At 63.4% G+C, this 24,902-nt stretch carries 27 protein-coding genes; 17 read left to right on the top strand and 10 right to left on the bottom strand.

Annotation, left to right across the window (positions count from 1 at the left end; genetic code table 11):
* Nucleotides 1-5: 5 nt before the first annotated feature.
* From GGQ88_RS10040 to pdeM, 9 genes are all read right to left on the bottom strand, one after another.
* Nucleotides 6-1,112, bottom strand: a complete 1,107-nt coding sequence (locus GGQ88_RS10040) for a HupE/UreJ family protein (RefSeq protein ID WP_183613027.1) — start codon at nt 1,110-1,112, stop codon at nt 6-8.
* Between the two features lie 4 nt (nt 1,113-1,116).
* Nucleotides 1,117-2,469, bottom strand: a complete 1,353-nt coding sequence (locus GGQ88_RS10035) for a tetratricopeptide repeat protein (RefSeq protein WP_183613026.1) — start codon at nt 2,467-2,469, stop codon at nt 1,117-1,119.
* Nucleotides 2,470-2,489: 20 nt separating this feature from the next.
* A complete protein-coding gene (locus tag GGQ88_RS10030; protein ID WP_183613025.1) occupies nt 2,490-3,224 on the bottom strand; it encodes a KH domain-containing protein in 735 nt (244 codons plus the stop codon).
* Nucleotides 3,224-3,895, bottom strand: a complete 672-nt coding sequence (locus GGQ88_RS10025) for a hypothetical protein (protein ID WP_183613024.1) — start codon at nt 3,893-3,895, stop codon at nt 3,224-3,226. Before GGQ88_RS10025 ends, GGQ88_RS10030 begins: the two co-directional genes overlap by 1 nt.
* A gap of 160 nt (nt 3,896-4,055) precedes the next feature.
* Nucleotides 4,056-5,459 (bottom strand): DASS family sodium-coupled anion symporter, encoded by a 1,404-nt coding sequence (locus GGQ88_RS10020; protein ID WP_183613222.1) that lies wholly within the window; start codon nt 5,457-5,459, stop codon nt 4,056-4,058.
* Between the two features lie 76 nt (nt 5,460-5,535).
* The gene (locus tag GGQ88_RS10015; RefSeq protein ID WP_183613023.1) at nt 5,536-6,201 is read right to left on the bottom strand and encodes a hypothetical protein; all 666 of its coding nucleotides are present in this window, start codon (nt 6,199-6,201) and stop codon (nt 5,536-5,538) included.
* A gap of 88 nt (nt 6,202-6,289) precedes the next feature.
* On the bottom strand, nt 6,290-6,589 hold the full coding sequence (locus tag GGQ88_RS10010; RefSeq protein WP_183613022.1) for a hypothetical protein: 300 nt from the start codon (nt 6,587-6,589) through the stop codon (nt 6,290-6,292).
* A gap of 206 nt (nt 6,590-6,795) precedes the next feature.
* A complete protein-coding gene (gene infC / locus GGQ88_RS10005; protein WP_183613021.1) occupies nt 6,796-7,314 on the bottom strand; it encodes a translation initiation factor IF-3 in 519 nt (172 codons plus the stop codon).
* Nucleotides 7,315-7,441: 127 nt separating this feature from the next.
* Nucleotides 7,442-8,116, bottom strand: a complete 675-nt coding sequence (gene pdeM / locus GGQ88_RS10000; RefSeq protein WP_183613020.1) for a ligase-associated DNA damage response endonuclease PdeM — start codon at nt 8,114-8,116, stop codon at nt 7,442-7,444.
* Between the two features lie 59 nt (nt 8,117-8,175).
* Between pdeM and hemF the strand changes: the two genes are divergently transcribed.
* The 3 genes from hemF to GGQ88_RS09985 all read left to right on the top strand — a co-directional run bounded on the left by hemF (nt 8,176) and on the right by GGQ88_RS09985 (nt 11,830).
* Nucleotides 8,176-9,039 carry an oxygen-dependent coproporphyrinogen oxidase gene (hemF, locus tag GGQ88_RS09995; RefSeq protein ID WP_183613221.1) on the top strand — a complete coding sequence of 288 codons (864 nt, stop codon included), beginning with the start codon at nt 8,176-8,178 and terminating at the stop codon, nt 9,037-9,039.
* 88 nt (nt 9,040-9,127) lie between these two features.
* Nucleotides 9,128-9,667: a GNAT family N-acetyltransferase gene (locus GGQ88_RS09990; protein ID WP_183613220.1), complete on the top strand. Its 540-nt coding sequence runs from the start codon at nt 9,128-9,130 to the stop codon at nt 9,665-9,667.
* A gap of 75 nt (nt 9,668-9,742) precedes the next feature.
* Entirely contained in the window at nt 9,743-11,830 is a 2,088-nt protein-coding gene (locus tag GGQ88_RS09985; protein WP_183613019.1) for a RelA/SpoT family protein, read from the top strand.
* Here the strand turns inward: GGQ88_RS09985 and GGQ88_RS09980 are convergent.
* Nucleotides 11,827-12,618 carry a transglutaminase-like domain-containing protein gene (locus GGQ88_RS09980; RefSeq protein WP_183613018.1) on the bottom strand — a complete coding sequence of 264 codons (792 nt, stop codon included), beginning with the start codon at nt 12,616-12,618 and terminating at the stop codon, nt 11,827-11,829. The two genes, GGQ88_RS09985 and GGQ88_RS09980, sit on opposite strands and share 4 nt — an antisense overlap.
* Nucleotides 12,619-13,027: 409 nt before the next feature.
* Between GGQ88_RS09980 and rpsM the strand changes: the two genes are divergently transcribed.
* The 14 genes from rpsM (at nt 13,028) to GGQ88_RS09910 (ending at nt 24,865) form a co-directional block, all read left to right on the top strand.
* Entirely contained in the window at nt 13,028-13,396 is a 369-nt protein-coding gene (gene rpsM / locus GGQ88_RS09975) for a 30S ribosomal protein S13 (protein WP_183613017.1), read from the top strand.
* Between the two features lie 48 nt (nt 13,397-13,444).
* Nucleotides 13,445-13,834 (top strand): 30S ribosomal protein S11, encoded by a 390-nt coding sequence (rpsK, locus tag GGQ88_RS09970; protein ID WP_183613016.1) that lies wholly within the window; start codon nt 13,445-13,447, stop codon nt 13,832-13,834.
* A gap of 118 nt (nt 13,835-13,952) precedes the next feature.
* Complete coding sequence (locus tag GGQ88_RS09965) at nt 13,953-15,014, top strand: DNA-directed RNA polymerase subunit alpha (protein ID WP_183613015.1); 1,062 nt, start codon at nt 13,953-13,955, stop codon at nt 15,012-15,014.
* Between the two features lie 197 nt (nt 15,015-15,211).
* On the top strand, nt 15,212-15,637 hold the full coding sequence (gene rplQ, locus GGQ88_RS09960; RefSeq protein ID WP_183613014.1) for a 50S ribosomal protein L17: 426 nt from the start codon (nt 15,212-15,214) through the stop codon (nt 15,635-15,637).
* 333 nt (nt 15,638-15,970) lie between these two features.
* Nucleotides 15,971-18,109 (top strand): prolyl oligopeptidase family serine peptidase, encoded by a 2,139-nt coding sequence (locus GGQ88_RS09955; protein ID WP_183613013.1) that lies wholly within the window; start codon nt 15,971-15,973, stop codon nt 18,107-18,109.
* A gap of 54 nt (nt 18,110-18,163) precedes the next feature.
* On the top strand, nt 18,164-20,422 hold the full coding sequence (locus tag GGQ88_RS09950) for a prolyl oligopeptidase family serine peptidase (RefSeq protein ID WP_183613012.1): 2,259 nt from the start codon (nt 18,164-18,166) through the stop codon (nt 20,420-20,422).
* 127 nt (nt 20,423-20,549) lie between these two features.
* Nucleotides 20,550-21,128, top strand: a complete 579-nt coding sequence (locus GGQ88_RS09945; protein ID WP_183613011.1) for a hypothetical protein — start codon at nt 20,550-20,552, stop codon at nt 21,126-21,128.
* A 129-nt stretch (nt 21,129-21,257) separates the two neighbouring features.
* On the top strand, nt 21,258-21,818 hold the full coding sequence (locus GGQ88_RS09940) for a hypothetical protein (protein WP_183613236.1): 561 nt from the start codon (nt 21,258-21,260) through the stop codon (nt 21,816-21,818).
* Nucleotides 21,819-21,925: 107 nt separating this feature from the next.
* Complete coding sequence (locus GGQ88_RS09935; protein ID WP_183613010.1) at nt 21,926-22,249, top strand: DUF1476 domain-containing protein; 324 nt, start codon at nt 21,926-21,928, stop codon at nt 22,247-22,249.
* Nucleotides 22,249-22,482 (top strand): BolA/IbaG family iron-sulfur metabolism protein, encoded by a 234-nt coding sequence (locus GGQ88_RS09930; RefSeq protein ID WP_183613009.1) that lies wholly within the window; start codon nt 22,249-22,251, stop codon nt 22,480-22,482. Before GGQ88_RS09935 ends, GGQ88_RS09930 begins: the two co-directional genes overlap by 1 nt.
* Before the next feature lie 28 nt (nt 22,483-22,510).
* On the top strand, nt 22,511-22,840 hold the full coding sequence (grxD, locus tag GGQ88_RS09925) for a Grx4 family monothiol glutaredoxin (RefSeq protein ID WP_183613008.1): 330 nt from the start codon (nt 22,511-22,513) through the stop codon (nt 22,838-22,840).
* Nucleotides 22,841-23,170: 330 nt separating this feature from the next.
* A complete protein-coding gene (locus GGQ88_RS09920) occupies nt 23,171-23,968 on the top strand; it encodes an NUDIX hydrolase (protein ID WP_183613007.1) in 798 nt (265 codons plus the stop codon).
* 69 nt (nt 23,969-24,037) lie between these two features.
* Nucleotides 24,038-24,334, top strand: coding sequence for a hypothetical protein (locus GGQ88_RS09915; protein WP_183613006.1), 297 nt, complete (start codon nt 24,038-24,040; stop codon nt 24,332-24,334).
* Nucleotides 24,335-24,382: 48 nt separating this feature from the next.
* The gene (locus GGQ88_RS09910) at nt 24,383-24,865 is read left to right on the top strand and encodes a hypothetical protein (RefSeq protein ID WP_183613005.1); all 483 of its coding nucleotides are present in this window, start codon (nt 24,383-24,385) and stop codon (nt 24,863-24,865) included.
* Nucleotides 24,866-24,902 lie beyond the last annotated feature (37 nt).

The raw sequence follows: 24,902 nt of genomic DNA, 5'->3' as shown, positions 1-24,902 counted from the left end.
GGGGATCACCCCAGGCGCTGCGTCAACCACACAAGGGCGGCAATTCCGGTAAGCATTGCCAGCACGACGCGGACTTTGGCCCCATGCCGCCACCGCGCCAGCATCACCAGCCCAGGCAGGGCGACCAGTACCACGCCAAGCTGCACCGCCTCGATGCCAAGGTTGAACCCCAGGATCGCGGTCGCGCGGGTCGTCACCCCCAGCCCGAAATTGCTGATCAGCGTGGCGAAGGCGAGGCCATGGACCAGACCGAAAAGGCCAGCCACCACCGGCTCGCGGCCCGGAAAGAGCGGCCGCGCCGCGTGTATCGCCGAGACCAGCACCGAAAGCGCAATGCCAGCCTCGACTGGCTGCGCTGGCAGATGGACGCCGAAGAAAGCGGCAAGGATCAACGTGGTCGAATGGCCCAGCGTAAACGCGCTGACGATCCAGGCGAGATGCTTTGCCGTTTGGCGCGGCCCGCGCGGGACCGTCCAGCGGCCTCTCGCGGCCAGTAACGGAGCAGGCAGCAGCAGCGCCAGCAGGAACAGGAGGTGATCGTAACCCTCCGCAATGTGGTGCGCGCCCAGCCGGAAGGCATTGGCGAACAACCCACCAAGGCTGGCATGACCGCGCTCGACCGCGAGTTCGGGCCGGGTCGCAGTCAGTGCGCCGACCAATTCACGGTCACCGCGCAGGCCGCCGGCCAGATCGCCATCGACCAGCAGCAGTGCGAAATGCGACGGTGCCTCACGCGTCACTACGTGCCAGCGCCACCGCAACGTCCGGTCGGAAGCGCCGGTCGGCGGGGTCAGGGTCAGCGAGACGTGCAGGTCGGGCGGCCCTGCGATCTGTTCAAAGGCGATGCGGTCGATCGCGATGCGCCATGGCTGGCCATCGCGTGCGAGCACAGCCATGTCGGTCAGAATGCGCGCCTTTGCGCGGTCGAGGCTCTCGGGGCGGTTGTCGGTGGCAAGGCCGGTGGCATAGCCGAACTCGGCTTGCGGCACGACCACGTCGGCCTTCACCGCGCCGGGTGCGAAGTCCAGCCGAATCTCGGAGTTGGGGGTGAGATGGGCTAGCGCAGGCGTTGCCATCAGCGCGAGCAGGAGGATCAGTACCGCACGCAGCATCGGCTCAGTCGTGGCCGAACCAGATGAAGCGGCTCGCCGGGTCGGTCGCCCTGGGGTTGAGGTCGAGCGCCTCGGCGCGCGCATCCTTGGCGGCATCGTCATCGCCCAGAGCGGCGTGAGCGTCGGCCAGCGCCAGGTACAGGCCAGCGCTGCGCCAGCCGGTTTTTTCGGCGCGCTGCAACGTGGCAAGTGCGCCCTTGGCGTCCCCGGTCAGCAGTTGCGCGCGGGCAAGTAGCGTCAGGCTCGCCCCATGGGGCCGTCGCAGCGCATCGGCCTTGGCGATGGGCAGCGCCAGGCGGGGATCACCCAGCGCAAGTTCGTGCTCGACCAGGTGCGCGGCTGCTGCCTCAGGCAAAAGCCGATAGCGTTCGGCCCAGATCACCCCGGCCTTTGCGGCCCATGCGCGGCTCTCTGGCCCACGCCCCTGCAGGCGCAAAGTGAACGCCAGCGCGTCCATGATCTCGGGCAAGGGGGCCTTGGCGACGATAGCTTCATAGCGTTTGACCGCGCCATTCACGTCGCCATCCAGCGCCTGCGTCTGCGCGACGTAGGCCTGCGCCAGCGGGTTACCGGGAAAGAACCCGTCGGCAAAGCGCGCCCATGTTCCGGCAGCCTGCCAATCGCCGGTGGCATAGGCGATCGTGGTGCGTTGCAGTGCGACCTGCGACTTTACCCAGCGGTTGAGTTTCGGCGCGCGCAGGATCGCGTTCACCCGCCGCCGTGCCATGTCGGCGTCGCCGCTGCGCAAGGCCAGCATCGACTGGCGCAGGGCGACGGCGGCGTTGTTGTCGTATTCCTCGGCACGGGCGTAGGCGAGGCGCGCGGCCTTCATGTCGCCGCGCTGGAAAGCGATGTCGCCGCGAATGCTCCAAGCGCCGGCGGATTCGCCCGAGTCGGGTTCGCCGACTTGCGCGAAAAAGCGTTCCAGGCCCTTGTTCGCGGCATCGAGCCGGTGAACCAGCAGCGAGGTTTCTGCGCGGCTAAGGCTGGGACCTGCGGGAAACGGGGAGCCAGCAATGCCGGCATCGAGCAGGCGGTCAGCCTCGGCAAGGTCGGCGTAGTTGCCGGTTGCGCGGAAATGGCGGACGAGCGCGCGGGCGAGCGTTTCCTGCCGCAGCCACTGCTCCGGGCCGAGCGCAAGGCGGGTGCGTGCACCATCGACACCGACAACCGCAGCTTGTTCCAGTTCGAGCTGATTGCGCGGGCCGAATGCGGGCTGGATCTGCGAAGGCAGAGGGTCGGGCGGACCCTGACGTGCCTTCCACTTGTCGAATCCGATCGCGGCCGCGCTGATCAGCAGCACGGCCGCGAGCAGCAACCATGGCCAGCGGGCGCGCCGCTCGGTTGCTTGCGTCATTCTGGTGTTTCCCGCAGTGTTCAGGTCTTGTCGGAGCAGATTTTGAGGCCCAGCCCTTCGACATCGTCGCCGATCAGCCCGAACAACTTGTTCAACTCGCTGATGTATTCGGCATAGTACTTGTCGCCGACATCATCGCTTGCGGGTGTGTCGTCGTTGAAGGAGTTCTTCTTGGACGAGCCGACCAGCGCCGTGGCGATGGCCGGATTGCCCATGCGATCGACGCTGACGTAAGCGGAATCGGGATCGGTGCGGAAGTTGAAACCAGAGCCAGTGCCGCTGGCGACCTGCGCACTACCGTTCGGCGTGGGCAGGAAGGGGAACGTCAGCAGGAAGAACTTGTCGTTGCTCGGTGGGTCTAACGGTACGTTTGCAAGCGTGTTCGGGCCTTGGCCGGTGACGTTCATGTCCAGCAGCAGGGTGGCGAGCAGGATGTCGACCACCGGGTCGGACGGATGGCGTCCATTGGGGAAGCGAGTCGATCGCGTCAGGTCCAGCTTGAGCGTATCTGGAATAATGATCGACTTGAGGTTAGCGCCGTTCTGTCCCTGGATCACCTGGGTGAAGCAGCGTGTGGAGTTGTAGGCGACCGCCGTGGCGGTGGCAGTAGGCGTTGCGGTAGCGGTCGAACTCGGCAGTGGAGCCGGAACGACAACCTGGCTGCCTGAACCATTCTCACCACATGCGGCAAGAGAAAGCGCGAGGGTAAGCGGCGTAGCGAGTGCGACGAAGCGCTTCAGCGAACGGGCAATCATCAGATGTTCCCTCCGAAGCGGGCGGTCTGGCCCCAGACCCCAAGATTGGTAACCCCTGCGCCCAGGTTCGCGTCAGGGATCTCTAGCACGATAGCAGTATCGTTCTGTCCATCGAAGAAGTTGCGATCGTTGCGGATGCGCAAGGTTCCGGTCGAGCGGGTCTCACGGAAACCGATCAGATCGAAGAAGAACGGTTCATCGAACAGCCCGACTCGAACCTTCACGCCGTCCTTTTCGAGGTTTGTTTCCACCGGGCCTTCAACCACGCCGGTGACACCGGGAATGCCTTCGATACGAACGCCCCAGTCCTTTTCGCCCGCGCCCTTGCCGAAGCGGTACTTGATCGTGAATTCGGGCGTGCTGGCCGGCGCTTGGGTTGAGATGTTGACCTTGTAGAGCACGTCGCGATCGTAATAGAGCGGTGTGGTCGCTGAAGCCGAGACCGGCCCTGCGAAAGTCATCGCGATCTTGGTCGTACCGTTGGAATGCCAGGCGAACACGTCGGCGATGTCGGCCGGAATATCGGGATTGGCGTCCACCCCGCCGTCGGTACGGCCAGGCGGGTCGAGATGGTCGGCGCTTGTAGCGACGCCTGTCGGCACCAGCAGCAGCGCAGCGAGGGCCGCCGCGCCCGCGCTACCCGCCAGCAATGTCTTGATCATGCCACGCACGATGAAACTCCCCAGAAAAACAGACGAAAGACCGTGCGACCAGCTTTCGCCTCATTCTGTCCGAACCGGTGTGAGATGTTGCACACATCCCGAAATAAACGATTCAGCGGAGGCAGTTACTTCCTTAGCGCAGAATCTCGGAAATGGAGTAGTCAAAATATTAAATTATCGCTGAAACCGCCCAGACGACGCCGACGAGCAGGAACACACCCGCAACGTCCATCGCAACGCCAGCCTTGATCATCGAGCGCATCGAGCAGTGACCGGTGGCCCACGCGAGCGCGTTGGGGCCGGTGCCTGCAGGAAGCATGAAGCCCCAGGTCGCAGCGAAGGCGGCCGGGAGGGCAAGCAGGATCGGATCGGCACCCAAGGCAGCGACCAGTGCTGCGACCACCGGCAAGATGCCGCTGGCCGCCGCGATGTTGCTGGCAAATTCAGTGACGAGGATGACGAACGCCACCAGCACCAGCGCTACGATCGGCAGGGGAACGTGTGCGAGGGGCAAGAGCATCTTGCCCATCCACGCGGTGAGGCCCGATTCGGTCATGCCCATCGCCATCGCCAGGCCGCCGCCGAACATCAGCACGACGTCCCAGGGCGCTCTGTTGGCCTCGGGCCAGGTCAGCATCTTGCGCCCGGTCCCGTCGGGCAGGACGAACAGCGCAAGGCCCGCTATCGCGGCGATAGTTCCGTCAGTCAGGCCGCCCTTGGGGAACAGTCCCTCAAGCCAGGGCTGACCGACCCATGCGACGAAGGCGAGCAGCACGACCGGCACCAGCCGTCGTTCCTGAACCGACCAGCCGACGACCGGACCGATGGCCTCACGTGCCGATACCGGGTCGAAGCTGTCGCTTTCAAGCTTCTGGACACGGGCGATAATCCACGCCGCCAGCGGAACGGCGACGATCACGATAGGAACGCCGTACATCGCCCATTGCAGGAAGGAGATCTTCACGCCGAGCGCCTTTTCGATCAGTCCCGCAGCGATGGCATTGGTCGGCGTGCCGATCATCGTGGCGAGGCCGCCGATCGAGGCGGCAAATGCGATGCCGATCGGCAGGGCTCCGGCCATGCCCGATGTTTCGCCTTCGCGCACGCCGCCCGCCGCCAGCATCGCCAGCGCCATCGGCATCATGATCAGCGCGGTCGATGTGTTTGAGATGAAGCTCGACAACACCGCCGTGGCCGTCATCACCGCGAGCAGCAATTGGCCGGGGCGCACTCCGGCAAAGCCCATGATGAACAGCGCCAGCCGCTTATGAAGACCGGTTCGCTCGATGGCCAGCGCAAGGAAAGCCCCGCCGACGAACAGGAACATGATCGGGGAGTAGTAAGAACTGGCCGTCTTGTTGGCGTCGGCCACGCCGGTCAGCGGCAGGACGATGAATGGCAGTAACGCGGTCGCCGACAGCGGCATCGCCTCGGTCATCCACCACGCGGCCATCCACCATACGAGCCCGGTTGCGCTCCACGCCGGATCGGGCATGCCCGCAGGCGGTGACAGCACGATTGTGGCGATGAAACCCAGTGGTCCCGCCAGCAGTCCGATCTTACGCCCGTCGATCACCCGGCACTACCCCCTGTATCCCTTGCGGCTCGCCTAGCAGAGGCGGTGCGTCAAGCGATAGGGGGGCCGGAATTCAACGCGTCAGATAAGGCTGTGCGTAAAGGGGCGGGAAGGCGTCTTCGACCGGCTTGAGGTCTGGGAGGATATAGACGTAACCGCCCTTCTTGCCGAACAGCTTGCTGACTTTGGCGTAAGTGACCTTGGTCACGTTGATGCAACCGTAAGTGATCCGGTTATCGTCGATTGTCGGCGACAGCATGCGGTCCTTGCGGTGATCCTTCTTGTTGGCCTTGGTCACGGGTGGGATCGGGTGCAAGGCGACCGAAGTCGCGTAATCGACCCAAAGCACCCTTTGCTTGCCCGCAGCCACCCCGAACTTGGCAAGGAACCGGCCGGCAGGCGTCGTCTTTTCGGCGGGGCCGATTTCTGAAAGGTTTTTGGAGCCGATCCCGGGCGTCGCATCGTCGCCGAGTGCGATGCCGAGCAGGACGGGAGAGGTCGCCACCTGTCTCCCCTTGGCGTCGAACAGATACAGCGTTGCCGAGGGTTTATCGATCACGACATAGGGCAGGGCCGCATTGTCCTTGGCCGAAGCGACCCAATTGACGACGCGGGTCGCAGCTTCCGATCGTTCAGTTTCGCCTTGCGATGCTTCGGGCGCAACGGGAGTGGCTGCCGCCTGCACGGTGGCAGGGACAGTCAGCGCAAGCCCGGCAAGCGCCAAAATACGGTGGTTCATCGATTATCGCACTCGGCAAGACCCCGCGCCGACAACAATTGCCGACGCAGGGAATGGTGAAGATCGGAAGCTGCGGTCACAGCAGGTCTTAGTTGCGCGGCTTCTTGGTCTGGGCCTGGATCATACGCTGTTCGACGCCGTCGACACGGCCGGTCAGCTGGTCAAGACGCTGGGTGTTGGTCTGGGCCTGGGCGTTGGCGGCTTGAGCTTCGCCGCGTGCAGCGCGAGCGATGCCGTCGGTTTCGGCAACACGGCCCTCGAGCGTCGAAACGCGCTGATCGACGACGGCGACCTGCTCACGCACGTAGCCCTTGGTGGCGCAACCGCCGAGGCCAAGCGATCCTGCGAGGATGGCCACGGCCGGGATAATCTTGATCATGGATGACATGCACTTCTCCTGAGTTTTTTGGCGAACCGCGCTGCAAACGCGCCATATCGCAACTCGGGCATGGCGAGTCCGCTGGATGGTGCATGTGGCGGGACGAGGCGCGTTTTCAGGCGGGAACGGCGGTAGCGGTGTTCGGCCCGCGCCCAACAGAAAAGGGCGCACCTTGCGGCGCGCCCCTTCAAAACCATCGTCGATGTGCCTTGCGCTTACTTCGGCGCGAGGACCATCAGCATCTGGCGGCCTTCCATGCGGGGGAAGGCTTCGATCTTGGCAATTTCGGCAACATCTTCCTGCACCTTGCGAAGCAGATTCATGCCGATCTGCTGGTGCGAAAGCTCGCGCCCGCGGAACCGCAGCGTGATCTTGACCTTGTCGCCATCTTCGAGAAACCGGACGACGTTACGCATCTTCGTATCGTAGTCATGGTCGTCGATCGCCGGACGCATCTTGATCTCTTTGATCTCCTGCGTCTTCTGGCTCTTGCGGGCAAGGTTCGCCTTCTTCTGCGCCTCGTAGCGGAACTTGCCGACATCGAGGAACTTGCAGACCGGCGGATCGGCTGTGGGCGACACTTCGACAAGGTCGAGGCCGACTTCGGCCGCCTGGTCGATTGCTTCGCGGGTGTACATGACACCCAGGTTCTCGCCATTCTCGTCGATCACGCGCACTTTGGGCACGTTGATCATCTGGTTGAAGCGAGGCCCGCTCTTGACGGGGGGCGCCATACTGCGCCGCGGTGGGGGGGCTATTGTGCTTTCTCCTGCAGTTTTACCAAATATACGATTGGCGCGCTCATATCACAATGCGCGCACAGTTAAAGGGCGCATTGCATCCGCTTCATTTCCGTAACGATCAGGCGGCTTCGCGCCACAGGGCAAACCGCGCCAACCGATCACCGGCAGGCACGATCGCATCGATCATGCGGGCCGGCTGCAACGCCGCAAGAATCGCTGGCGCGCCTGCGTCGAGCCCACCGGTCAGCGCGCCGAAGGCCGGCAGGATCAGCCGGGATTCGCTGACAACCCCGCAGGGCCGGGCGATCGTGCGCCCACGCACGGCGACGCGCAGCTTGGGGTGGAAGTGTCCGGAAACTTCCGCGCCATCGGTTCCGCAACGGGCGATGTGGCGCAGGGTTACCCCGCGCACGACCATTTCATCCGCCAAAGTGCCACCGGGCGAGCGGGCATCCTCATCGTGGTTGCCAGTGATCCAGACCCAGTCGGTGACCCGTGTCAGCACGTCAAGCATGCCTGCCGCATGGGGGTCGAGGCGATCGACGCCGCCCGAGTCGTGAAACGAATCTCCCAGGCAATAGACCCGGCGCGCGCCTGTCAGCTTCAGCGCGTCGGCCAGCCGCTCCAGCGTGGCGCGGCTGTCATAAGGCGGGAGCATCTGGCCGTGGCGCGCAAAGAAACTGGCTTTTTCCAGATGAAGGTCGGCCACCAGCAGGGCGTTTTCCTCTGCCCAGTAAAGCGCGCGCGATGCGCCGAGCCGAAATTCCTGATCTGCGAACGAAAAGGGAACCATGACTTCCCCTTGCCGGATGGCGTTTCCCTTGGCAAGTGCCGCCCATGAACGAAAACGCCATGGACAATTGGACCGATCACACCGCCCGCGCCCGCAGCTGGTTCGAAAGCCTGCGCGACCGGATATGCGCCGAATTCGAGGCCATTGAACGTGAGGCCGGGTCGGATGCATCGTTTGCCTTCACCCCTTGGAACCGCGAGGTCGAAGGCGAGGAAGTTCCCCACGGCGGTGGTGGCGTACAGGGCCTGATGAAGGGCAAGGTCTTCGAAAAGGTCGGCGTCAACGTTTCGACCGTGCAGGGCGAATTCTCGAAGGAATTTGCCGGCACGATCAATGGGGCCAGCGCCGAAGTGCCGGGGTTCACCGCAACGGGCATCAGCCTTGTCGCGCACATGGCCAATCCGCACGTGCCTGCGGTCCATATGAACACACGTTTCCTGACGACCAGCAAGGCGTGGTTCGGCGGCGGCGGCGATCTCAACCCGCCGATCCCCTATGCTGAGGACACCGCCGACTTCCACGCAGAGTACAAGGCCGCCTGCGACCGCCACGATCCGGATTACTACCCGAAGTTCAAGAAGTGGGCGGACGACTACTTCTGGATCCCCCACCGCAAGGTTCATCGCGGCGTCGGCGGGATATTTTACGATCACCTCGAATGCCCCAACGACGCCGCGTTCGAAGCCAACTTCGCCTTCACCCGCGACGTGGGCGATGCCTTCCTCGGCGTGTTTCCCAAGCTGGTGCGCCGCCGGATGGGTATGGCGTTCAACGATGCCGAAAAGCTTCAGCAGCTTCAGTACCGGGGCCGCTACGCCGAATTCAATCTCGTCTGGGACCGAGGCACGCTGTTCGGCCTCAAGACCGGTGGCAACATCGACGCCATCCTGATGAGCCTTCCTCCCGAAGCCGTGTGGAGCTGATCCGGTGAAGGTCGCGGGCGAACCGATCGGGCGCGGCTTTCACAACGTCGCCCCGGGCGATCTGGCCTGCATCGTCACCGCGCTCGAAATGCTCGTGCCGCCCGAAGGCTTGCGCCGCCTGACGCCCGAGGGCGACGTGCCGGTGCAACTCGTCCGCTGGAAGGACTGCACCCCCGAAAAGTACCGGACGCTCTACAAGCGCGTCGGCCGACCGTGGCTGTGGTGGTCGCGATTGCCGTTGAACGACGCGCAACTGGCCGAAGTGATCGGCGACCCGCGCGTGCACCTCTTCGCCGTGGTCGATCGCACGCGCGTCGAAGTCGGCATCCTCGAACTCGACTTCCGCGTCGCGGGCGAATGCGAGATCGCCTTCTTCGGTCTGATTCCGGGCGCTACCGGTAAAGGTCTTGGCCAATGGTTGATGCGCAAGGCGCTGCAGATGGCGTGGGCGCCGGGCATTTCGCGCGTCTGGCTGCATTCGTGCACCACCGACGATCCGCGCGCCGTGCCGTTCTACATGGCCCGAGGTTTCGTACCCTTCGCGCGCTTCGTCGAAGTCTATCACGACCCGCGTTTGTGTGACCTTTACCCTGAGGATTCCGCGCCACAGATTGCGCTGATCCGCTAAACACGGCAAATCATTCGAATTCACGTAGGGTTCGCACTTGCCCTACCCGTGCTTCTACCTCCATCTAGGGGCGAGATGCTCCGCCAGTACGAACTTGTCGAACGCGTGCTTGCCTACGATCCCGATGCGGACGAGGCGATGCTCAACCGTGCCTATGTTTTTACCGTGCAGAAACACGGCACCCAGAAACGCGCCAGCGGTGACCCCTACTTCTCGCACCCCGTCGAGGTTGCGGGCCTGATGACCGAGCTCAAGCTCGATCAGGACACGATCATCACCGCGCTACTGCACGATACGGTCGAGGACACGCTGACCACGGTCGAGGACATCGAGCGCCTGTTCGGTCCCGATGTTGCCAAGCTGGTCGACGGCGTGACCAAGCTCTCGAAGATCGAGACGATGAGCGAGAGCGAGCGCGCGGCGGAGAACCTGCGCAAGTTCTTGCTGGCGATGAGCGAGGACCTGCGCGTTCTGTTGGTCAAGCTGGCCGACCGGTTGCACAACATGCGGACGCTGCATTTCATCCGCAGCGAGGAAAAGCGCCGCCGCATCTCGCGAGAGACGATGGAGATCTACGCGCCTCTCGCGGAGCGTGTGGGCATGTACGAATACATGCGCGAGATGCAGTTGCTAGCGTTCGAACAGATCGAGCCCGAGGCCTATGCCACGATCACTGGCCGTCTGGCGGCGATCCGCAACGAGGCCGGCGCACAGGTCGACAGCATCGCTCTGCAGATCAAGCAGGCACTGGCGGGATCGGGCCTGCGCGTCGAAGTATCGGGCCGCGAAAAGCACCCGTACTCGATCTGGCGCAAGATGGCCGAGCGCCATGTCTCGTTCGAGCAGATCACCGACATCATGGCATTCCGGGTGCTGACCGACAGCGAGGACGACTGCTACAAGGCACTCGGTATCCTCCACCGTGAGTGGCAGATGATCCCCGGACGGTTCAAGGATTACATCTCGACGCCGAAGATGAACGGCTATCGTTCGCTCCATACCGCGCTGATCTATTCCAACGCGATGCGCGTCGAAGTGCAGATCAAGACGCAGGACATGCACGAGCGCAACGAGTTCGGCCTTGCGGCGCACTGGGCCTATAAGCAGGGCGGCAAGTCCGATGGACAAGTCGGCTGGCTGCGCGACCTGATCGAAATCCTCGATTCCAGCCACGATGCCGAGGAACTGCTCGAAAACACCAAGATGGCGATCTATCAGGATCGCATCTTCGCGTTCACGCCCAAGGGGGCGCTGTTTCAGCTGCCCAAGGGCGCGACCCCGATCGATTTCGCCTTTGCGGTGCATACAAACCTGGGCGCGCAGGCGGTTGGTGCCAAGATCAACGGGCGTCACGTGCCGTTGCGCACCGCGCTCGGCAATGGCGACGTGGTCGAGATCATCAAAAGCCGCAATTCGGAGCCGCAGCTTTCGTGGCTGGGGTTTGTCGTGACCGGCAAGGCCCGTGCCGCGATCAGGCGGTTCGTGCGTCAGAAGGAGCGCGCGGAGGTCGCCGCGATCGGGCGCAAGCTCTACGAGGAAATCGTCGAGCGCCTGCCGAGCAAAATTGGCAAGAAGGCTCTGGCCGATGCGGTCAAGCGGCTGAAGATGGCGACCGAAGAGGACTTCATGTTCGCCGTCGGCTCGGCCAAGATCGATGACCGGCAGGTGATGGAGGCGCTGGTACCCGGCAGCGCAGCCAATGTGCCCGAGGAAAACTGGCCGCGTCAGCAGCGCGCCATCGCAGTTCGCGGACTGACCCCTGGCATGGCGTTCAAGCTGGCCGAATGCTGCCATCCCGTCCCGGGCGACCGCATCGTTGGCCTGCGCCGTCCGGAAAAGGGCGTCGAGGTCCACGCGATCGACTGCATGAAGCTGGCCGACGGGGTCGACGCCGATTGGATCGACCTGTCATGGGACGCGCGCACCGATGGCGCTATCGGGCGGTTGCGCGCCGAGCTCTACAATCGCCCCGGCACGCTCGCCGAGATGGCCGGGATCTTCGCGCAGAACCATGCCAACGTGGTCAACCTCGAGATGACCATGCGCGAAAACCCGTTCCACACGTATGAGGTCGATCTGGAGGTGCGCGATCTCGCCCATCTCACGCGCATCGTCAGCGCCCTGCGCGCCAGCGACGCGGTTGCGCAGGCTGACCGTATCTAAAGCAGTACCACGCTTACTGCCTGCGCGTTCAGTTCAGCGCTTCCGAAGATCGTCAGGAACGAAATATCGGCGGCATCGCGCCCGATCCCCACGATTGCGGTCTGGGCGGGGTCTGCCATCCCGGTCGCATCGACAAGGTGCCAATCACCTGCCAGCCACACTTGCGCGAGCGCATGGAAATCGGGCGGGTTTACACCGGGCGCATAGGCGCTGACGACGCGGGCCGGAATGCCGATCGCGCGGACCAGCGTTACCAGCAGGTGCGCATAATCGCGGCACACGCCCTCACGGCTGTGAAACGTGTCGATCGCGGTCGTCCCGCCGTGGCTCGCGCCTGGCACATAGCATAAATGGCTGCCGATCCAGTCGCACGCCGCTTCTACCGCCGCGCCGCCTGCAAGATTGCCGAACATTTCCATCGATGCTGCATGCAGCGTATCGACCGGGCAATAGCGCGAGGGCAGCAGGTATTCGATGGCGTCGGCCGGCAGCACCGTCAGCGCATCGGCAAACAGGTTGGCCAGCGGCACGACTTCGCGTGTGATCTCGACTTCTGCTTGGTAGAAGACTTGCAACGCACTTTGCGGTGTCAGCCAGGATCGTTCGCCAATGCCGCCATGCGCTGCCACATGGATGGCGGGCGGCAACCCGCCAATGTCCAGCGTTTCCATGGTCACCTGCTGGTCGGGCAGGCGGGCTGCGGCAATCTGCATCAGCACCGAAGCAGGGCAGGGGAGCGTGTAATCGAGGGTGACGGTGATCGCGAGGCGCTGGGGATTTGCGGGCATGGGGCCTAAACTGGTTGCGCGCCGATAGGCTCCGGCGCGTCGGAATTATTTCGGCTCTTGGCAAAGCGGGACGAATGACAGCTGGCAGACGGCAGGTAGCCTGGGCAAGTTCAGACCCGCTTTGACCTCATGCCGCAGACAGGGTATACGTTCTGCACGACACAGCAAGGCCGCGCCGGAACATCATGTTCTGGCCGCCTTTTGTTGGCGCATGATAGTGTCGCAACGGTTGACGTTGCAGACGAAACCGCTTAAGCGCGCCTTTCACTCTCAACCGGTAGGGTTTTTGCAGCCAAGGGTAATTCCTTGTCCTGTCAAGGTTTTCCGGGACTTTGAGGGTGTTTTTTAGCGATGAGATAGGGCGTACGGCGTGAGTCGCTTCGCCCTGTGGAGCAAAACGGAGAAGCTAGTGGCTCGTATTGCCGGGGTAAATATCCCCACCAACAAGCGCGTTATCATCGCGCTCACCTACATTCACGGTATCGGGGCTCACAAGGCCAAGCAGATTGCTGACAAGATCGGCATCGATCATTCGCGTCGCGTTCAGGACCTGTCGGACGCCGAAGTCCTCCAGATCCGCGAAGCGATCGACGGCGATCACACCGTGGAAGGCGATCTTCGTCGTGAAGTCGCGATGAACATCAAGCGTCTGATGGACCTTGCATGCTATCGTGGCCTGCGTCACCGCAAGGGCCTGCCGGTCCGCGGTCAGCGCACGCACACCAACGCTCGCACCCGCAAGGGTAAGGCCAAGCCGATCGCCGGCAAGAAGAAGTAAGACCCTTAAGGGCCTTCTTCCGTAGCAGTTTCTCGAGGATAGAAATCAATGGCACGCGAACCTCAGCGCATTAAGCGCCGCGAGCGCAAGAACATCACCAGTGGTGTCGCGCACGTAAACGCCAGCTTCAACAACACGATGGTCACCATCACCGATGCTCAGGGCAACGCCATTTCATGGTCGTCAGCCGGCATGATGGGCTTCAAGGGCAGCCGCAAGTCGACGCCGTACGCCGCACAGGTTGCAGCAGACGATGCCGGCAAGAAGGCTGCCGAGCACGGCGTCCGCACCCTCGAAGTCGAGGTCAAGGGCCCCGGTTCGGGTCGTGAAAGCGCCCTGCGCGCGCTTCAGGCGGTCGGCTTCACCATCACGGCGATCCGTGATGTGACCCCGATCCCGCACAACGGCGTTCGCCCGTCGAAGCGCCGTCGCGTCTGATCAAGTCTTTGGCGGATGACTGGCGCAGGTACCGGCGCCGTCATCCGCCCAATATTTCGACCGGGTGAGGACAACCGTCCGACATCCGGCAAGCCCGCACAAACCCCAGGGGAATTCCATGTCTGTCAACATCAAGAACTGGCAGGAACTGAAGAAGCCCAACAATCTCGAGATCAAGCCGGGCAACGACCCCAAGCGCCGCGTCACTTTCGTCGCGGAACCGCTGGAGCGTGGCTTTGGTCTCACCCTCGGCAACGCGCTGCGTCGCGTGCTGTTGTCCTCGCTGCAGGGCGCGGCTGTTACCTCGATCAAGATCGAGAACGTGCTTCACGAATTCTCGTCGCTTGCCGGCGTGCGTGAAGACGTGACCGACATCGTCCTGAACGTGAAGCAGATTGCACTGAAGATGCAGGGCGAAGGCCCCAAGCGTCTCCAGCTTTCGGCGACCGGCCCGGGCGAAGTCAAGGCAGGCGACATTGCCGTCACCGGCGATATCGAAGTCCTCAACAAGGACCTCGTGATCTGCAATCTCGATGAAGGCGCGACCTTCAACATGGAACTGACGGTCGATACCGGCAAGGGATACGTCCCCGCCGTGTCGAACCGCCCGATCGATGCGCCGATCGGCCTGATCCCGGTCGATTCGCTGTATTCGCCGGTTCGTCAGGTTTCATACAAGGTCGACAACGCTCGCATCGGTCAGGAGCTTGACTATGACAAGCTCAACCTGACGGTCGAAACCGATGGCACCGTGACCCCTGAAGATGCCGTGGCCTATGCCGCGCGCATCCTCCAGGACCAGCTTTCGCTGTTCGTGCACTTCGACGATCAGGTTCCGGTCGGCCACGTTCCTTCAGTTGCAGGCGTTGCCTCGCATGCTCCGGAAGAAAGCGATGCCAACCAGCTCAACCGTTACCTTCTCAAGAAGGTCGACGAATTGGAGCTGTCGGTACGCTCGGCCAACTGCCTCAAGAACGACAACATCATCTACATCGGCGATCTGGTCCAGAAGACCGAAGCCGAGATGCTGCGCACGCCGAACTTCGGCCGCAAGTCGCTCAACGAGATCAAGGAAGTTCTCTCCTCGATGGGTCTGCGCCTCGGCATGGACATCCCCGGCTGGCCGCCGGAAAACATCGAGGAAATGGCCAAGAAGCTCGAGCAAGAACTTCTGGGTTAAGCAAATTCGTCCTTCTGGCGCCCCCGCGAAGGCGGGGGCCTCGGGAGGCGGAGTGCTATTCGGCCTGAGGCCCCCGCCTTCGCGGGGGAGCAGGTTTTGCCTTTTCGGAGGCAAGAGGGCGATTTGGCGGCAGCCCGTAACAGCCGCCTGGATCGGGGTACCTCGTACGGCCCCCATACGAACAGAAGGAATTACCCATGCGTCATAAAATGGGCCAGCGTAAGCTTGGTCGTACCTCCGCTCACCGCCTCGCGATGCTCCGCAATATGGCAGCCGCGTTGATCAAGCACGAGCAGATCACCACGACCACGCCGAAGGCGCGCGAACTGCGCCCCTACCTCGAAAAGCTGATCACGCTGGGCAAGAAGGGCGGTCTTTCGAACCGTCGTCTCGCGCACGCCCGCCTGCTCGACGATGCGCAGCTGACCAAGCTGTTCTCGGTGCTGGCTGAGCGTTATGCCGACCGCAACGGTGGCTACACCCGCATCATCAAGGCCGGTTACCGTGCCTCGGACGCTGCTCCGATCGCCGTGATCGAACTGGTTGACCGCGACGTCTCGGCCAAGGGTCAGGACTCGGGTCCGGTGATGACCGCCGACGAGGACGAATACGAAGCCGCATAATCCGCGCTTCGGGTTCATCCGATAGAACAACGGGCGGGGCCTTCAGGCCGCCGCCCGTTTTCTGTTTGAGGTGTGGAGGGTTCTCCGCCAACCACCGTCACCCCGGCGCAGGCCGGGGCCCATCACGCCATCGTGAGCCGGAGATGTGTTTGCGCGCATCAACGTAGTCGGTTGGTAGGGCGAGCGTGATGGACCCCGGCCTGCGCCGGGGCGACGGGGACGGAGGCGGTGGGGCGGCTATGCGGGCAGTGTGGCCTCGGCTCCTCTTGCATGTTCGGGGTACATTGCTAGTTACGTTGGCAACCAGAATGAACCGTTCGGAAACCCCCACCCATGCCCTTGATCCGTTTGCTCCTCGCCCACTCGGCGGCGCTCCTGATCGCCACGCCGCTTGCGGCGCAAACCGTGGATGACGCGATGAAATACCCATCAACCGAACGCGGCACGGTCGTCGAGACCGCATTCGGCCAGCAGATCGCAGACCCCTACCGCTGGCTCGAGGCCGATGTTCGCGTCGATCCGAAGGTTGCCGCATGGGTCGAGGCGCAGAGCGGGTTTACCGCCGCCTATCTCGCCAAGCTGCCCGAACGTGCCGCTTTCGAAAAGCGACTCAATGCACTGTTCGATTTCGAACGCTTCGGACTGCCGGTAAAGGCGGGCCAGAACCTCTTCTTCCGCCACAATTCCGGCCTGCAGAACCAGTCGGTGCTCTACGTTCGCAAGGCCGATGGCAGCGACGCGCGCCGCGTGCTGATCGATCCCAACCTGTGGGCCAAGGATGGCTCGACCGCGCTCGACGGCTGGGAGGCATCGCATGATGGCACGCGGGTGGCGTATAGCGTGCAGGATGGCGGGTCGGACTGGCGCACGCTGAGGGTAATCGACGTCGCGAGTGGCACGGTGCTGCCTGACTTGATCGAGAACGTGAAGTTCTCGCATATCGCGTGGGCAGGCAACGACGGCATTGTCTATTCGCGCTTCCCCGCGCCGAAGGCTGGCGAAGCGTTTCAGGCGGTCAGTTCGAACCAGTCGGTGTGGTATCACAAGCTGGGAACGCCGCAGTCGGCCGACCGGCAGGTCTATGCGACGCCCGACAACCCGCGCCTCTATCACTCTGCCGAGGTCACGCATGACGGTCGTTGGCTGGTGATTGCCACGAGCACGGGTAGCGAGAAGGGCAACGCGATCGGCATCGCATCCTTCGGCAAGGGCGATTGGAAGGTCCGGCCGATCGTTGCCGGGCTGGCCGACGAGTGGACGCTGATCGACGGCGTTGGCGACACGCTGTGGTTCGTCACCAGTAAGGATGCGGCGCGCAAGCAGGTGATGCGGGTTGATCTGTCCGGTGCTGAGCCTAAGTTTACCGTCGTCGTGCCGCAGGACGATGCCGTGCTTGATGGCGCGAAGATCGTCGGCGACCGGCTGGTGCCGACGTATCTGCGCGACGTGAAGGCCGAGTTGCGGCTGGCCACGCTTGAGGGCAAGGCGCTCGGACCGATGGCGTTGCCGGGCATCGGGAGTGTCAGCGGTGTGATCGGCGAGCCGGGCGAACCGGTCGGCCACTATGCGTTCAGCGGCTTCACCCAACCGGCCACGATTTACAGTTTCGATGCTGGTAACCCCGCTTCGGGCAAGGTCTGGGAAGCACCCAAGCTGACGTTCGATCCGGCGCGGTTCGAGACGCGCCAAGTGTTTTATCCCTCGGAAGACGGCACCAAAATCCCGATGTTCCTCGTACGACGCAAGGACCTTACAGGTCCGCTGCCGACGATCCTCTACGGCTACGGCGGGTTCAACATCTCGGTCCTGCCAGGCTTTTCGCCAGCGCGGATGGCTTGGCTCGAGGCGGGCGGGGCCTATGCTGTGGCGAACATTCGCGGTGGCGGTGAATACGGTGAAGAGTGGCATCTGGCGGGCAAGGGGCCGACCAAGCAGAACGTGTTCGATGATTTTATCGCTGCAGGTAAATGGCTGAAGGCCAACGGAGTGACATCGGAGCAGGGGCTGGCGGTCGAAGGCGGTTCGAACGGTGGCCTGCTGGTCGGCGCGGTCGTCAACCAGCGTCCGGATCTGTTCGCTGCTGCTCACCCTGCTGTAGGGGTCATGGACATGCTGCGGTTCGACAAGTTCACCGCCGGGCGCGAATGGGTGTTCGACTATGGCTATCCCGAAAAGAAAGCCGACTGGGGCTATCTGCGCGCCTATTCGCCCTATCACAACATCACGCTGGGCAAGAATTATCCGGCGATCCTGGTGACGACTGCCGACACTGACGACCGCGTCGTGCCGGGGCACAGCTTCAAGTATGCGGCGGCGCTTCAGGCCGCGCCGATCGGGCCGAAGCCGCACCTGATCCGGATCGAGACGCGGGCGGGGCATGGCGCGGGTACGCCGGTGGCCAAGGTGATTGCCGAAAGCGCCGACGTCTACGCGTTTCTCGCGCATTGGACGGGTCTCAAACCGCAGGAATGACGCACTAATTGTCTCCCGCTGCGCTTGGGAAAGTGCTATGCGGGGGACAATAATATGACGTGGGAGCTGGAACTGACGGGACGACGCGCTGCTGGCGCGATCGTGGCGCTGGCGTTGCTGCTGGCAGGCGGTCCCTTGCGTGCGGGCGGCGAGAGCGCCGAGGCATCTGCGGCTGGTGCGACGGTCGCGGGATCAACCGCAGTGGCCTGGCCGCCAGCGCGCCTGATCTTCCCCCGCAGCGCCTACCCTGCAACGCGCGACGACGGGCTGGTCGAGCTGGCGTTCGGCGAGCGGGTGCCCGATCCGTTTCGCTGGCTCGAGGCCGATCAGCGCAGTGATCCGGCGGTTGCTGGCTGGATCAAGCGGCAGAATGCGCTGTCGGCGGACTATCTCGCCAGACTTCCGGGACGCGACCAGTTTGCGCAACGCATCCGCAAGCTCTTCGACTTCGAACGCTATGGCCTGCCGCGCAAGGCGGGGCGCAACTACTTTTATACGCGCAATGCGGGGCTGCAGAACCTTTCCGCGCTATGGATGCGCAAGGGTGTGGACGGTGCGCAGCGGTTGTTGCTGGACCCCAATACCTGGAGCGCGGACGGGTCGGTGGCGCTGGCACAATGGGAGCCCTCGCCAAGCGGGCGCTTCGTGGCCTTTGCCGAGCAGGAGGCGGGCAGCGACTGGCGGCGGTTGCGCGTGATCGAGGTGGCGAGCGGACGCCTGCTCGACGACCGGCTCGATTGGGCCAACGACACCGACATCGCGTGGGTCGGCGATGAGGGGTTTTTGTACTCGCGCTTTCCGACACCGAGCGCGGGCGATGATCCGCGCAAGCCCCGGTTCGACAAGGCGGTGTGGTTTCACAAGGTAGGGACCGCGCAAGTCGTGGACGAACGGGTCTACGCCACGCCGGACCATCCCGAATGGAGCCACAAGGCGCAAGTGACCAGCGACGGGCGCTGGGCGGTAATTGTCAGCGAGGTCAGCACCGACAAGCGCAATGCGATCCATCTGATCAGGCTGGCCGGGCGCAAGCGGGGCAGGTGGGATACGCAGACGCTTGTACCCGACATTGCAGACCACTGGCGGCTGGTGGCAGGACTTGGCGACAGGGTGTGGTTCATCACCGACCGTGGCGCGCCGGCGTTCCATCTGGTGAGTCTCGATCTTGGCGCGCCCGAGCGCGGCTGGCGCGAAGTGGTGGCGCAGCGGGCGGACAGGCTGGAGGGGGCGCGGATGATCGGCGACCGCTTTCTGCTCTCCTACAACAAGGGTGGGCAGAACGTGGCGATGATGACCGACCGGCAGGGGCGTCCGGGCAAGGCGATCACGCTCAATGCCATCGGGACCGCGAGCGGCTTTGGCGGGCAGCCGGGCGATCCGGAGACGTTCTACCAGTTCAGCAGCTTCACGACGCCGCAGGCGATCTATCGGATGAACTTGCGCACGGGCGAGGTTGTGCCCTTCGCATTGCCGACGATGGCGTTCGATCCTGCTGACTATCTGGTGGAGCATCGCGAGTTCAACTCGAAGGACGGCACCAAAGTCCCGATGTACGTAGTGCGCAAGCGGACGCTGGTGAAGGCGGGCAAGCCGTTGCCGACGCTGCTCTATGGCTATGGCGGGTTCGAGATTTCGCTGACGCCTGCGTTCAGCCCGGTGCGGATGGCATGGCTAGAGGCCGGCGGAGCGTTCGCGATGGCCAGCGTGCGCGGGGGCGGAGAGTTCGGGCGCAGCTGGTACGAGGCGGGGCGGCGCGGGAACAAGCAGAACAGCTTCGACGATTTCATTGCGGCGGGCGAATATCTGATCCGCGAGGGCATTGCCGCGCCCGGCACGCTGGCGGTGCAGGGCGCATCGAACGGCGGGTTGCTGGTCGGTGCCGTGGTCAACCAGCGTCCCGACCTGTTCGCCGCGGCCAATCCGGACGTCGGCGTGATGGACATGCTGCGCTACGACCGGTTTACATCGGGCAGGTTCTGGGTGGACGACTACGGGCGGCCCGATCGCGAGGCCGACTGGCGCACGCTGCGCGCCTATTCGCCCTACCACAACGTGGCGGGCGGCAAGGCCTATCCGGCAATATTGGTGACGACGGCGGATAACGACGACCGCGTGGTGCCCGCGCATAGCTACAAATATGTTGCCGCGCTGCAGGCGGCCGACATCGGCGAGAAGCCGCATCTGTTGCGGGTCGAGGCCCGGGCGGGGCACGGTGGGGGCAAGCCGGTGGACAAGACCATCGGGGCCGGGGCCGATGTCCTGGCGTTCATCGCCTATTGGACTGGTCTGCAGCCCGAAGCCATACACGACTGATCTGTTCATAAATGTCGCGGGTTTTGTGAACAAATGCTGTCGGTCCGGTTCAGCGTGATCTCAGTGCGAATCATGCAATCCTTCATGCGTGGCGAGATTGGCTCGCCGAGAAGTGAAGGATCGGACCATGAAGACTTTGTCCAAGGCCCTGGTCGGAACCGTTGCCGCAGCAGCCGTTGCGGTGTCGTCGGCCACTCCGGCTGTTGCTCGCGATCGCTATGAACACGGACGCGGTGGCATCGATGGCGGCGACATCGTCGCAGGCGCGCTGGTGATCGGAGGCATCGCTGCGATTGCGGCTGCAGCCAGCAACAACAACGACCGCTACGACGGTCGCTACGACAACCGTTATGGTGATCGCTATGGCGCCGGATACGGCCGCGGCGGCAACCCGCGCGGCGCTATCGAGCAGTGCGTTCGCACTGCAGAACGCAACGCCAGCCGCTACAGCTATGGCCGCGCCGATGTGACCGACGTGCGCGATGTCAGGCAGACACGCTGGGGCTACGAAGTGAAAGGCCGTATCGCGGTGAATACCAACGGTCGTGACTGGCGCCGGGGCGACGGCAACTACGGTCGCGGCTGGAACAACGACTATCGTGGCTGGGACAGCTCGCTGCGCGGCTACGACAGCGGCAACTTCAAGTGCCGGGTCGAGCGTGGTCGGGTCGTCGATATCGACTACAGCGGCATTCGCGGGCTGTAATGGCCGGATAAGCCGATGAGCGGGCGGTTCAGGCATCGGAAAGCCTGAGCCGCCTAGCTCCATTATTGATGTGGTTCGGCTGCTGCCCAGGATTGGGCAGGCAGGGCGAACCGGGCAGGGGTTTCGATCATGACGGGCAAGTTTGCACGCACCGCACTCGCAGTAGCCGCGATGGCGTCTGCCGTACTTCCGCTGGCAAGCCAGGCGCAGGCGCGTCCCGGCTGGAATGGTGGCGGCTGGGGCGGCGGACGTGGATGGCACCGCGATCGCGGGATCGACGGCGGCGACGTGCTCGCAGGTATTCTGATCATCGGCGGCATTGCGGCGATTGCCAGCGCGGCGAGCAACGCCCAGCGCAACCGTGACGTCGTGCGCAACAACGATTATCGCTATCGCCCGGATGATGGCCCCCGCGACTATTACCGCCGCGACAACTGGCCGACGGGAAATGCGGACGGCAACGGCCAGCGCGGTGACTACGCGCGCGGGGCGACGCGCAGCATCGACGATGCCGTCAACCGCTGCGTGGATGAAGCGTCCAGCAAGGGCGATGTCGATGAAGTGTACGACGCTTCGCGTAGCGCCAATGGCTATCGCGTTTCGGGCACCTTGCGCAATGGCGACAGGTTCTCTTGCGATATCAACGGCGAGGGCGGTGTGCTGCTCGATCTGCGGCGCGGCCCGATGTGAACGAACTTTGCCAAGGCGGACCGGCAATTCTTTCGCTGGTCCCTTGCGGCGAGCGCGCGGCCTGACTATCCCCGGGAAAAGCCATATATTCGAGGACGACCAGGCCCATGACAACTTTCGACGATCGCGAGAAGGCCTTCGAAGGCATGTTCGCACGTGACGAGGAAATGATGTTCCGCGTTCATGCGCGCCGTAACCGCCTTCTGGGCGTGTGGGCGGCCGAGCGCATGGGCCTCGATGCGGCCGAGACCGAGGCTTACGCCAAGGCCGTCGTACAGGCCGATTTTGAAGAAGCGGGCGACGAAGACGTGGTTCGCAAGCTGCTGGGCGATCTGACTTCGGCGGGCGTCGAAACCGACGAGGCTGAGATTCGCACCGCGCTCGAGGCGAAGTCGGTTGAATCTCGCCGTCAGTTGATGGGCGAATCCTGATGGCGATGCCAGCAGCCGAGATCGAGAGCCTGATCCGCGCCGCGTTGCCCGATGCAGACATCAAGATCACCGACCTTGCAGGCGATGGCGATCACTACGCGGCTCACGTGGTGTCCACCACCTTTGTCGGGCTGAACCGCGTCAAACAGCACAAGCTGGTCTACGAAGCGCTTGGTGGGCGCATGGGCGGCGTGCTCCATGCCTTGCAACTGACCACCGCCGTTCCCAACTGAGAACGGCGCGAAAGGAATACGAACTCCCATGGCAAGCACTACCGAAGCCCGCATCTCCGAAATCGTCAATGGTAACGATGTCGTCCTGTTCATGAAGGGCACGCCGCTGTTTCCGCAGTGCGGTTTTTCGAGCAAGGCGATCGCCATCCTTGAGCATCTTGGCGTCGAATATTCGAGCGTCGATGTGCTTCAGGACATGGAAATCCGCGGCGGTATCAAGGCGTTTTCCGACTGGCCGACCATCCCGCAGCTTTACGTGAAGGGCGAATTCGTCGGCGGGTCGGACATCATGACCGAAATGTTCCAGGCCGGTGAACTCGAGCAGCTTATGGAAGAAGCAGGCGTGAAGGCGGCCTGACGGCCAGATCTTGCCGGACCAATCAGCAGGCGCGGTCGGCAATTGCCGGTCGCGCCTTTTTCATGGGCATCGCGGTATGCATCTGATCTGGGGAAGTCCCGGGAGAGGCGGAGCCGTGGAAGACCGGGGGGGGGACACTGGCTCCGCCTCGAGAAGAAGCAACTCTTCGGGACGACCTATCTAAAGCATACTCCGTGCCAAATGCCGAAATCCACGGTTTTCAGAGATTTCTCGGAATTATCGTCGTGAGGGTCCGGCCGGAATTGTAAAAACTTCCGACACCACGTGACGACTTGGCAAGCGCCGCCGGGGCGCACATGATGGATGGCAATGGAAACACACGACATCGAGTTGGAACACTGGCAGGCGCGAACGATCGCAGCCGCGACGGTCGTCATCTTCAGGCGCGATCCTGCCGGGGGCCCGGCACAACTGCTGATGGTCGAGCGTAACGCCAGCTTGGCATTTGCGGGCGGAGCTACGGTGTTCCCCGGTGGCAAGATCGATCCGGCGGACCGCGAACTGGCGCAGAAGCTGGCCGGGCACGATGCCGATGCCGCCGAAACGATGGCCGCGCGCATCGCGGGGATTCGGGAAACGCTCGAAGAGACCGGTCTGGTCATCGGGCTCGATGGCAGCGTTGACGGTGCAATCGCAGCACAGGCGCGGCGAATGCTGATTTCGGGTGGCGATCTTTCGCCGGTGCTCGACGCGTTCGGCTGGTCGGTCGTGCCCGAAGCGCTGGTTCCGTTTGCCCGCTGGTGGCCACGGCACCGAACCGAAAGAATTTTCGACACCCGCTTCTTCCTGGCCGATCTGGGCACGGGCGACGTGGACATCGAAGTCGATGCCACCGAGAACCGGCACCTGTTCTGGGCGAGCGCTGCGCAGGCGCTCGATCTGGCACAGCAGGGCAAGATCAAGGTGATCTTCCCGACGCGCCGCAATCTTGAGCGGCTGGCGCTCTTCGAAACCTTTGACGCCGCGCGCGCCCATGCCGAGGCGACCCCGGTCGGGACGATCAGCCCGTACATCGAACAGCGCGATGGTTTGGACTGGCTGATGATCCCGGAGAACCTGGGATATCCCGTCAGGGGCGAGCCGTTGGAGTCTGCGCAGCGCGGATAGGGTTTTATCCCTAGGTTGCGTTGAGAGCGGGTTGAAACCTTTGCGGCAGGGTAGTCGCGAGGTGTCATCATGAGCGGTCTGTCTGCGTTGTCTATCAAGCGCCCTGCGGCCGATGCGGCAGACAATCCGCCGCGCGGGCCGCGCGTTGCCGACACGATCGACGCCCCGGTCACGTCGCCCGTCCACGAATTGCAGGACCAGCTACAGCGGCTGAACGCGGCGGAGCCTTATTCACCCGGCGCACAAGTCGCTACGAAAGCGCCCGGATGGCTTCGGGTGAGCCTGCCGCTGGGCATGTCCATCATTCTTTGGGCCGGTATCCTCTGGGCGACGGGGGCCTTGCGCATGATCGGTCTGATGGATTGATCCGTCACGTAACTATTTATTGACCACCGAGAGGATATCGAAGTGCTCATGCGTAGTCCTCTCGATCAGCTGACCCCCGGTCAGATCAGCCGCTCCGCCATAGTAGTTGCGATCGCAACCGCGATCGCCCTGGGTTGTGGATATGTGTCCAACGCGCTTACTCCGACAACGGCGGCCTTGGGGGCCTTCGTGCTCGCCAGTTCGCTCCTGCTTGCTGCGCCTACGCAACGTGCCTCGGAAATGTTGGGTGCGGTGACGGTGTGGATGTGTTTTGCCGAATTCCTCTCGACCACGCAGAGCGGGCAGTTCGCGATGTGGCGACTGGCTGTGACCGTGGCGACGCTCGGGGGCGTGATCGGGGTGATCCGGATCCAGCACTTGCGCAACCTGGCACGCCATACACCCGACACGTCGCTGGCGGATCTTGATCGGCGTACGCTCGGCGGGATCGGCGTCGTTCCGCGCTCGACAGCCAAGCTGGCCGCGATGCGCCACGAGACCGCGCCGGACGCACTGCCTGAAAAAGGCTGAAACGCTCCATTGGAGCATGGTCCTTGGGGGCCTATGC

Origin of the sequence: Novosphingobium hassiacum (assembly GCF_014196055.1) — a bacterium.
GTDB lineage: Bacteria > Pseudomonadota > Alphaproteobacteria > Sphingomonadales > Sphingomonadaceae > Novosphingobium > Novosphingobium hassiacum.
This window is presented reverse-complemented; position numbering and strand designations above follow the sequence as displayed.

What these genes read in the sequence shown, in the direction of transcription:
- GGQ88_RS10040 (WP_183613027.1), bottom strand. Translation starts at nt 1,112, where the DNA reads ATGCTGCGTGCGGTACTGATCCTCCTGCTCGCGCTGATGGCAACGCCT.
- GGQ88_RS10035 (WP_183613026.1), bottom strand. Translation starts at nt 2,469, where the DNA reads ATGACGCAAGCAACCGAGCGGCGCGCCCGCTGGCCATGGTTGCTGCTC.
- GGQ88_RS10030 (WP_183613025.1), bottom strand. Translation starts at nt 3,224, where the DNA reads ATGATTGCCCGTTCGCTGAAGCGCTTCGTCGCACTCGCTACGCCGCTT.
- GGQ88_RS10015 (WP_183613023.1), bottom strand. Translation starts at nt 6,201, where the DNA reads ATGAACCACCGTATTTTGGCGCTTGCCGGGCTTGCGCTGACTGTCCCT.
- GGQ88_RS10010 (WP_183613022.1), bottom strand. Translation starts at nt 6,589, where the DNA reads ATGTCATCCATGATCAAGATTATCCCGGCCGTGGCCATCCTCGCAGGA.
- infC (WP_183613021.1), bottom strand. Translation starts at nt 7,314, where the DNA reads ATGGCGCCCCCCGTCAAGAGCGGGCCTCGCTTCAACCAGATGATCAAC.
- pdeM (WP_183613020.1), bottom strand. Translation starts at nt 8,116, where the DNA reads ATGGTTCCCTTTTCGTTCGCAGATCAGGAATTTCGGCTCGGCGCATCG.
- hemF (WP_183613221.1), top strand. Translation starts at nt 8,176, where the DNA reads ATGGACAATTGGACCGATCACACCGCCCGCGCCCGCAGCTGGTTCGAA.
- GGQ88_RS09990 (WP_183613220.1), top strand. Translation starts at nt 9,128, where the DNA reads ATGCTCGTGCCGCCCGAAGGCTTGCGCCGCCTGACGCCCGAGGGCGAC.
- GGQ88_RS09985 (WP_183613019.1), top strand. Translation starts at nt 9,743, where the DNA reads ATGCTCCGCCAGTACGAACTTGTCGAACGCGTGCTTGCCTACGATCCC.
- GGQ88_RS09980 (WP_183613018.1), bottom strand. Translation starts at nt 12,618, where the DNA reads ATGCCCGCAAATCCCCAGCGCCTCGCGATCACCGTCACCCTCGATTAC.
- rpsK (WP_183613016.1), top strand. Translation starts at nt 13,445, where the DNA reads ATGGCACGCGAACCTCAGCGCATTAAGCGCCGCGAGCGCAAGAACATC.
- GGQ88_RS09965 (WP_183613015.1), top strand. Translation starts at nt 13,953, where the DNA reads ATGTCTGTCAACATCAAGAACTGGCAGGAACTGAAGAAGCCCAACAAT.
- rplQ (WP_183613014.1), top strand. Translation starts at nt 15,212, where the DNA reads ATGCGTCATAAAATGGGCCAGCGTAAGCTTGGTCGTACCTCCGCTCAC.
- GGQ88_RS09955 (WP_183613013.1), top strand. Translation starts at nt 15,971, where the DNA reads ATGCCCTTGATCCGTTTGCTCCTCGCCCACTCGGCGGCGCTCCTGATC.
- GGQ88_RS09950 (WP_183613012.1), top strand. Translation starts at nt 18,164, where the DNA reads ATGACGTGGGAGCTGGAACTGACGGGACGACGCGCTGCTGGCGCGATC.
- GGQ88_RS09945 (WP_183613011.1), top strand. Translation starts at nt 20,550, where the DNA reads ATGAAGACTTTGTCCAAGGCCCTGGTCGGAACCGTTGCCGCAGCAGCC.
- GGQ88_RS09940 (WP_183613236.1), top strand. Translation starts at nt 21,258, where the DNA reads ATGACGGGCAAGTTTGCACGCACCGCACTCGCAGTAGCCGCGATGGCG.
- GGQ88_RS09935 (WP_183613010.1), top strand. Translation starts at nt 21,926, where the DNA reads ATGACAACTTTCGACGATCGCGAGAAGGCCTTCGAAGGCATGTTCGCA.
- GGQ88_RS09930 (WP_183613009.1), top strand. Translation starts at nt 22,249, where the DNA reads ATGGCGATGCCAGCAGCCGAGATCGAGAGCCTGATCCGCGCCGCGTTG.
- grxD (WP_183613008.1), top strand. Translation starts at nt 22,511, where the DNA reads ATGGCAAGCACTACCGAAGCCCGCATCTCCGAAATCGTCAATGGTAAC.
- GGQ88_RS09920 (WP_183613007.1), top strand. Translation starts at nt 23,171, where the DNA reads ATGGAAACACACGACATCGAGTTGGAACACTGGCAGGCGCGAACGATC.
- GGQ88_RS09915 (WP_183613006.1), top strand. Translation starts at nt 24,038, where the DNA reads ATGAGCGGTCTGTCTGCGTTGTCTATCAAGCGCCCTGCGGCCGATGCG.
- GGQ88_RS09910 (WP_183613005.1), top strand. Translation starts at nt 24,383, where the DNA reads ATGCGTAGTCCTCTCGATCAGCTGACCCCCGGTCAGATCAGCCGCTCC.